The sequence below is a fragment of the Kosmotoga sp. genome (genome assembly GCF_982836095.1).
This window is the reverse complement of the sequence record NZ_CEYIHJ010000005.1, coordinates 1-6,121: the sequence shown is the minus strand read 5'-3', so window position 1 is coordinate 6,121 and position 6,121 is coordinate 1. Positions and strand designations below refer to the sequence as shown.

Here is a 6,121-nt window from a genome sequence, read left to right as displayed (position 1 = left end):
AATTCTTTTCTCGCAATAAAAAGTATATCATAACCTCTGGGAAAGACTGCCTTGTTTTTTCTGAATATCTCTTTTATAAGCCTTCTTAAGCGATTCCTGGTATGCGCTTTTCCAAATTTCTTCTTTACGGATATACCTATACGAGAAAAAGGCAGACCATTATCGATGTATATTACAACAAAAAAAGGGTCTTGAATCACATCACCATGCTTGAACACCCTGTCGAAGTCTGCCTTCTTTCTCAATCTCTCTTCCTTTTTTAAGAAAGCTCTTTCCAGATTCACACAGCTAGTCTCTTTCTTCCCTTTCTGCGTCTTCGAGCGAGAATTGCTCTACCAGATTTGCTGCGGTTTCTCACGATAAAGCCATGGGTTCTCTTTCTCTTAATTCTTGATGGTTGATATGTTCTTTTCACGGGTCTACCTCCTTTTCTCGCTGTCTTTTTTCATTATACGTATCACTTGAAAAGCTGTCAAGAAGATTATTTTACGATTCTATATGATTTTCGCTTATTCTCCTCAATTCAAGAGCGTTTTATTAAGAAAAGCAAAATTGACGGATAGTATATAATTGATGAGAACAAGAACTTGAGGTGATCTGATGATATTGACTTTGAGGGGAAAAAATTTTCTGACCTTTCCAGAGTTCTACATCGAATTCTCCGCTGGATTGAATGCAATTACTGGTGAATCGGGAGCAGGGAAAACTGTATTACTGAGAGCCCTGAGAGCAATCACTGGTAAAGCGGTAAGTCGAAATGTGGCCCCCGGGAGCTTTGTAGAAGCAACTTTTTTGATAAACAAAGCAATCTTAGCCAGAGCTTCCGAACTTGGGATAGACTTTGATGGTGAAGAATTCCTCATAAGGGTTGATTTTCATCCCCAGAAGACGCTTTACAGGTTAAATGGTCATATAATCCCTAAACAACTGGTGAAGGAATTACTGGATGGACATATTGAAATCCATTCTCAGCATGGAAGCGTAAAGCTTCTGGATCCCTCAAAGCACCATTTGATACTCGATAAAGCCGTTTCAAACAGCATTATCCATGATTATGAGGTGAAATATAACCAGCTTATTGCTGTCAGGAAAAAGCTTGGCAAACTCCATGTTGATCCTTCGGCCATTGAACGCGAAAAAGATTTTATTCAGTATCAGATCACGGAAATAGACAACGCGAGGCTTGACCCAATTGAAGATGGAAAGATTGAAATGAGATATAAAAAATTCCAAAACGCCAAAATACTCCAGCAAACCTTTGAAATTCTCTCGGGCATGTTGAAAGACGCCGATGATTCCATTTATGCAAAGCTCTCCACGATTATTGAGGAACTTAACCGTTTTCGTTCATTGGGATATGGTGATCTTCTGGAACATGCACAACTTGCCCTTGAAGAAGTCGGGTATTTGCATGAAAGGCTCGAGAATGAAATGGAAGCCTTTGAAGTTGATGAAAGAGAGCTTGTCAGGCTTGAAGAACGGCTGAACCTGCTTCAATCACTTAAACGTAAGTACGGAAACACAGTGGAAGAGATCCTTGAAATGAAAGAGGAACTCGAAGTAAAATTGGAAGAACTCGAAAAGCTTGAAAAAAACAAAAAAGAACTCTTGAAAATAGAAAAAGAGCTTCTTGAAGATCTGAATGAACTCGGCTCCAGGCTGGATTATGAGCGGAAAGAGGTTGCCAAAGGGCTTTATGGAGAAGTTAAAAAGCATCTTCACGATTTGAAAATGCCCTCAGCGGAACTGGAATTTAGGTTTTTCCCGGAAGCATCTCCTGCAGCTTATGGAACCTCAAGAGTGGTGCTTTACGTTCGAACCAATCCCGGAGCCAATTTTATGGAGATAGGCTCTGTAGCTTCTGGCGGTGAATTGTCCCGGATCATTCTTGCCATTGAAGCAGCGATAAAAGACAGCCTCGATCTTGGAACCATTGTATTTGACGAAATCGATGCCGGTGTTGGCGCAAGGCAGGGGCATATTCTGACTGAGAAGCTCAATGAAATAGCTGGGAGCACACAGTGTATAGTCATTACTCACTTACCGCAAATTGCCGAAAAGGCAAAAAAGCATTTTGCAGTGATCAAAAAAGCCACGGACACTTTTGCTTATTCAAAAATAGTTGAGCTGGCGGGCGAAGAAAGAAAAAGGGAAATCAATGATATGATAGGGAAATTAGGGGTGAGATGATGGACAGAAATGAATTGATCAGAAAAATCGTAGATGAAAAGGGAGCAGAAGCCATTCCGATATTGTTAGAACTATTGAGAAAAGAAGATGATGAAACTGCCCAGATTTGCCTTGACGCACTTGTTCAAATTGGTAATGAGGGGAAAATGGCCCTCATAGACGAATTAAAGCGGGTTGAAAGGGAAGGGATTAGGAACGACATCACTACTCTTTATATCATCGACAGATTGGGCGATATTCACGAAAAAAGAGCGGTTTCAACGCTTTACTCCTTACTTCAATTCTATGATGACGAAAATGCACAAGTTGTTATTTATGAAGCCCTGGCAAAACTCGGAGAAGGTGAAAGGGTTGTAGACGTTCTTACGCTGTTTCTCGAAGAGAGCGAGAATCAGGAATTCATAGACCAGCTGATAATGGCGTTAAGCCACACGAAATCCATGAAAGCTCTAAAAGCACTGGTTAAGCTCTACTCCAAAGAAGGTCTTGATAAAGGGACAAAAGCCTTTGTGCTGGAAGGAATTCAATCGTTGCTAATGGACAGACCTGAATTCAAGGAAGTGCTTGGTACTCTACAAAAGGGGGATGAAATCCTGGAAAAGCTGTACATTTGGAGAAAGGAAAACGAGAAAAATGGAGACTGAACTTTTCGAAGAGCTCTACCTTGCTGGCTGTCAGATTCGTTTAAATGCTGAACTCTCCGAATACACAACCATAAAAATAGGTGGACCGGCACAGGCGATTGTCTTTCCACAAACAACAGAAGCTTTTATAAAGGCTCTCAATATACTCAAAGGAAGAGAAATAAAATATAAAATTCTGGGTGGGGGATCCAATGTAATCCCGCCCGAAAGCTTCCACGGTATTGTTGTCAGCACAAAGGCGCTCACCGGTATAGAATTCAGCGGAAATCAAGTGGCTTTTGACTGCGGAATGAGCGTCAGACGCCTTTTAAGATTGGTCGCTTCTCGTGGCCTTTCTGGTCTTGAGTTTCTCTCGGGTCTTCCTGGAAGTCTTGGAGGCGCGCTGTTCATGAACGCCGGCGCTTTCGGCGGTGAAATAGGCAATCTGGTTGAAGAAGTAACAGTGCTTGATAATGATTTAAATGTGAGGTCCTTAAAGGCGGAAGAGATTGAGTTTTCATATCGGCATAGCTCGTTACGTGATTACGTAATATTGGGCGCTATCCTGAAATTTGACTACGCTAAGCCGGAAAAAGTAATCAGGGAGATGGAACTTGTGTTGAAACGAAGGCTGGAGAAGCAACCCCTTGACCAGCCAAGTGCAGGAAGCACCTTTAAGCGTCCAAGAAATGATTTTTATGTGGGAACAACAATCGAAGCTCTGGGCCTCAAGGGTTTGAGAGTTGGTGGAGTTGAAATTTCCAGAAAGCATGCGGGTTTTATTGTAAACAGAGGCAATGCAACTCAGGAGGATGTGGTGAGGTTAATAGAGAAGGTACAGGAGCTTGTTTATTTGACCTATGATGTTAAACTTGAAACAGAGGTAGAAATATGGAAGGGGGGATCATATGCCTGATGAATTCAATGAGGATTTTGAGACACCGCGAAAAAGACCGTCACTAAAACTCACAGTTGGTTTTATCTGGCTCATAGTTTTGGTTATTATTGCGGTTTATTTTCTATCGGGATTTTTCCTGGTAGGACCAGCAGAGATTGGGCTTGTAAAAAGATTTGGCGCATACCGTGTGTCGGTTGGGCCTGGCTTGCATTACCATTTACCAGCGCCAATAGAGAGCGTTGTAAAAGTGAATACATCAGCTCTTCGAAAAGAGGAAATCGGCTTCAGGACGATTACAGCAGGGAGTTACAGATCCTACGAGGATGAAGCCCTTATGCTCACAAATGACGGCAACATAGTTTATGTCGAAGCTGTCGTCCAGTACTATGTCCTCAATCCAGAAAAATTTGCTTTTAACCTTGTGGATCCGTCAATAATAGTGCGCTTTACGACGGAAGCCGTTATGAGAGAAGAAGTTGCAGCAGTGGGAATCAACGATATCCTCACAGTGCAAAGGGAAAGCATTTCCAATAAAGCCGCAGAACGAATCCGTGAAGAACTTGAAAAGATCAACGCCGGCATCGCAGTGAAAAACGTTTATCTACAGGAAGTCAGCCCACCATCACAGGTCATTGCCGCTTTTGATGATGTGAACAATGCAAAGCAGGACAAGCAGAAACTCATCAACGAAGCCGAAGAGTACAAGAACGATGTGGTTCCAAAAGCTGAGGGAAATGCCGCGAAAATGCTGAGGGAAGCCGAAGCCTACGCGCAGGAAAAGTACTTGAAAGCTTTTGGACAGGCTGAGAGATTCAAGAGTATCTTAAGGGAATACGAAAAAGCCCCTGAGATCACCAAGAAAAGGCTATATCTTGAAATGCTGAATAATGTCCTGAGTAGCAGTGAAAAGTACGTCATAACCGGTGATTCTGGAGTGTTGAAGCTGCTAAACCTCCCATTAATGGAAGGGGGGAAATGATATGAAGCTTTTGATTGCATTAGTCATAATCTTTATTATTGCCTTGATCCTTCTCCCTGGCTTCTTTTACGTTGTTGACCAGACAGAGCAGGCAGTAGTGCTCAGGTTCGGTGAAATCGTTAAGGTGAATACAGAACCTGGGTTGTATATGAAACAGCCTTTTATTGATAATGTCGTGCGTTTTGAAAAACGGCTACTCGTTTACGATGTTCCCGCAGAGAGGATCTTCACCAAGGACAAGAAGACGCTTTTAGTCGATACTTATGCCCTGTGGAAAATCGTGGATCCCGTAAAATTCGTTAAATCGATGAAAACTATTGATATTGCTCAAACGAGAATCGATGATGTGGTTTACTCCAAAGTCCGGAATATCATTGCGAATATGGATTTTGAGGAGGTAATTTCTGAAAAACGCCCTGTAATACTTGATACGGTTACCTCTCAATCAGCTTCCGAAATGCTGGATTTTGGCATACAAATCGTTGCCGTTCGGATAAAACGGGCGAACCTTCCTCAGGAAAACATGACGGCTGTATTCAACCGGATGAAATCCGAAAGATATCAAGAGGCAGCTTTGATCAGAGCAGAAGGTGAAAAGGAAGCCAACATGGTCAGAGCCGATGCTGATAAAACGGTTACAATAACGCTCGCTGAAGCTGAAAAAACCTCTGAAATCCTTAAGGGAACCGGTGACGCTTCCGCATTATCGATCTATGCAGAAGCCTTTTCGCTTGATCCAGATTTCTATGACTTCTGGAAGAGAATGGATGTTTATGAGAACACACTCGAGAAATCTAAATTCATACTTGGTTCTGAAATGGACTTTATCAACAAACTCATGAAAGGTGAGTGAAAGTGGACTGTTATCTATCCCTGATATCCAATGCAACATTCAAGACCAACATTAAACGTTCGATTTTTCTGGGACACGCAGTTCATTGTACGACGGAACAAAGAGCAAAAGAATTCATCAAAGAAATCTCTCGGCAGTATAAAGATGCAACCCATAACTGCTGGGCTTATAAAGTAAATGAAAACGGAATAAAGTTCAATTTCTCTGACGCCGGCGAGCCTCATGGTTCCGCCGGTCGTCCTATTTTCTCAGCTGTCGAGTCTCTTGGTATGATCAATGTTGTTGTGGTGGTTACGAGATACTTCGGTGGAGTAAAACTCGGAATCAGAGGGCTTATAGATGCCTATAAATTCACTGCCCAAAGAACTCTCGAGAATGGTGAAAAGGGGAAATACTGCCCCGGAATAAGGTTCGTGGTAGAAATGGATTATAGCACCTGGAATTTCTTCTCTGGAAAATACCATAAGGAAAAGGATTTCAACGTTGCCGACATTGACTATGGGGCATCGGTTAAAGCTACACTCACTTCGCAAATCGAAAAATTCGCTTCTCTCTCAAAATTCTTCAACGAAAGACAT

Annotated in this window: 8 protein-coding genes; 6 read left to right on the top strand and 2 right to left on the bottom strand. The window is 42.2% G+C overall.

Features of this window, described 5'->3' with window-relative positions; genetic code table 11:
* On the bottom strand, positions 1–284 hold a 284-nt coding region (rnpA, locus tag AC3LHT_RS00775), incomplete at its 3' end, for a ribonuclease P protein component (protein WP_488661690.1).
* Positions 281–415, bottom strand: coding sequence for a 50S ribosomal protein L34 (gene rpmH, locus AC3LHT_RS00770; protein ID WP_290645272.1), 135 nt, complete (start codon positions 413–415; stop codon positions 281–283). The genes rpmH and rnpA, both read right to left, overlap by 4 nt.
* A 185-nt stretch (positions 416–600) precedes the next feature.
* On the opposite strand from rpmH, the gene AC3LHT_RS00765 reads away from it, so the two are divergent.
* The 6 genes from AC3LHT_RS00765 to AC3LHT_RS00740 all read left to right on the top strand — a co-directional run.
* On the top strand, positions 601–2,190 hold the full coding sequence (locus AC3LHT_RS00765) for an AAA family ATPase (RefSeq protein ID WP_488661689.1): 1,590 nt from the start codon (positions 601–603) through the stop codon (positions 2,188–2,190).
* A complete protein-coding gene (locus AC3LHT_RS00760; RefSeq protein WP_488661688.1) occupies positions 2,190–2,834 on the top strand; it encodes a HEAT repeat domain-containing protein in 645 nt (214 codons plus the stop codon). The genes AC3LHT_RS00765 and AC3LHT_RS00760 overlap by 1 nt, the downstream gene beginning before the upstream one ends.
* On the top strand, positions 2,776–3,729 hold the full coding sequence (gene murB / locus AC3LHT_RS00755) for a UDP-N-acetylmuramate dehydrogenase (RefSeq protein WP_488661687.1): 954 nt from the start codon (positions 2,776–2,778) through the stop codon (positions 3,727–3,729). Before AC3LHT_RS00760 ends, murB begins: the two co-directional genes overlap by 59 nt.
* Entirely contained in the window at positions 3,722–4,690 is a 969-nt protein-coding gene (hflK, locus tag AC3LHT_RS00750) for an FtsH protease activity modulator HflK (protein ID WP_290645279.1), read from the top strand. The genes murB and hflK overlap by 8 nt, the downstream gene beginning before the upstream one ends.
* Position 4,691: 1 nt before the next feature.
* The gene (gene hflC / locus AC3LHT_RS00745) at positions 4,692–5,543 is read left to right on the top strand and encodes a protease modulator HflC (protein ID WP_290645281.1); all 852 of its coding nucleotides are present in this window, start codon (positions 4,692–4,694) and stop codon (positions 5,541–5,543) included.
* Positions 5,544–5,545: 2 nt separating this feature from the next.
* A partial coding sequence (locus AC3LHT_RS00740) for an IMPACT family protein (protein ID WP_488661686.1) occupies positions 5,546–6,121 on the top strand: 576 nt, incomplete at its 3' end.

Coding starts and splice junctions, on each gene's coding strand:
- murB (WP_488661687.1), top strand. CDS start 2,776: ATGAAATCCTGGAAAAGCTGTACATTTGGAGAAAGGAAAACGAGAAAA.
- hflC (WP_290645281.1), top strand. CDS start 4,692: ATGAAGCTTTTGATTGCATTAGTCATAATCTTTATTATTGCCTTGATC.
- AC3LHT_RS00760 (WP_488661688.1), top strand. CDS start 2,190: ATGGACAGAAATGAATTGATCAGAAAAATCGTAGATGAAAAGGGAGCA.
- hflK (WP_290645279.1), top strand. CDS start 3,722: ATGCCTGATGAATTCAATGAGGATTTTGAGACACCGCGAAAAAGACCG.
- AC3LHT_RS00765 (WP_488661689.1), top strand. CDS start 601: ATGATATTGACTTTGAGGGGAAAAAATTTTCTGACCTTTCCAGAGTTC.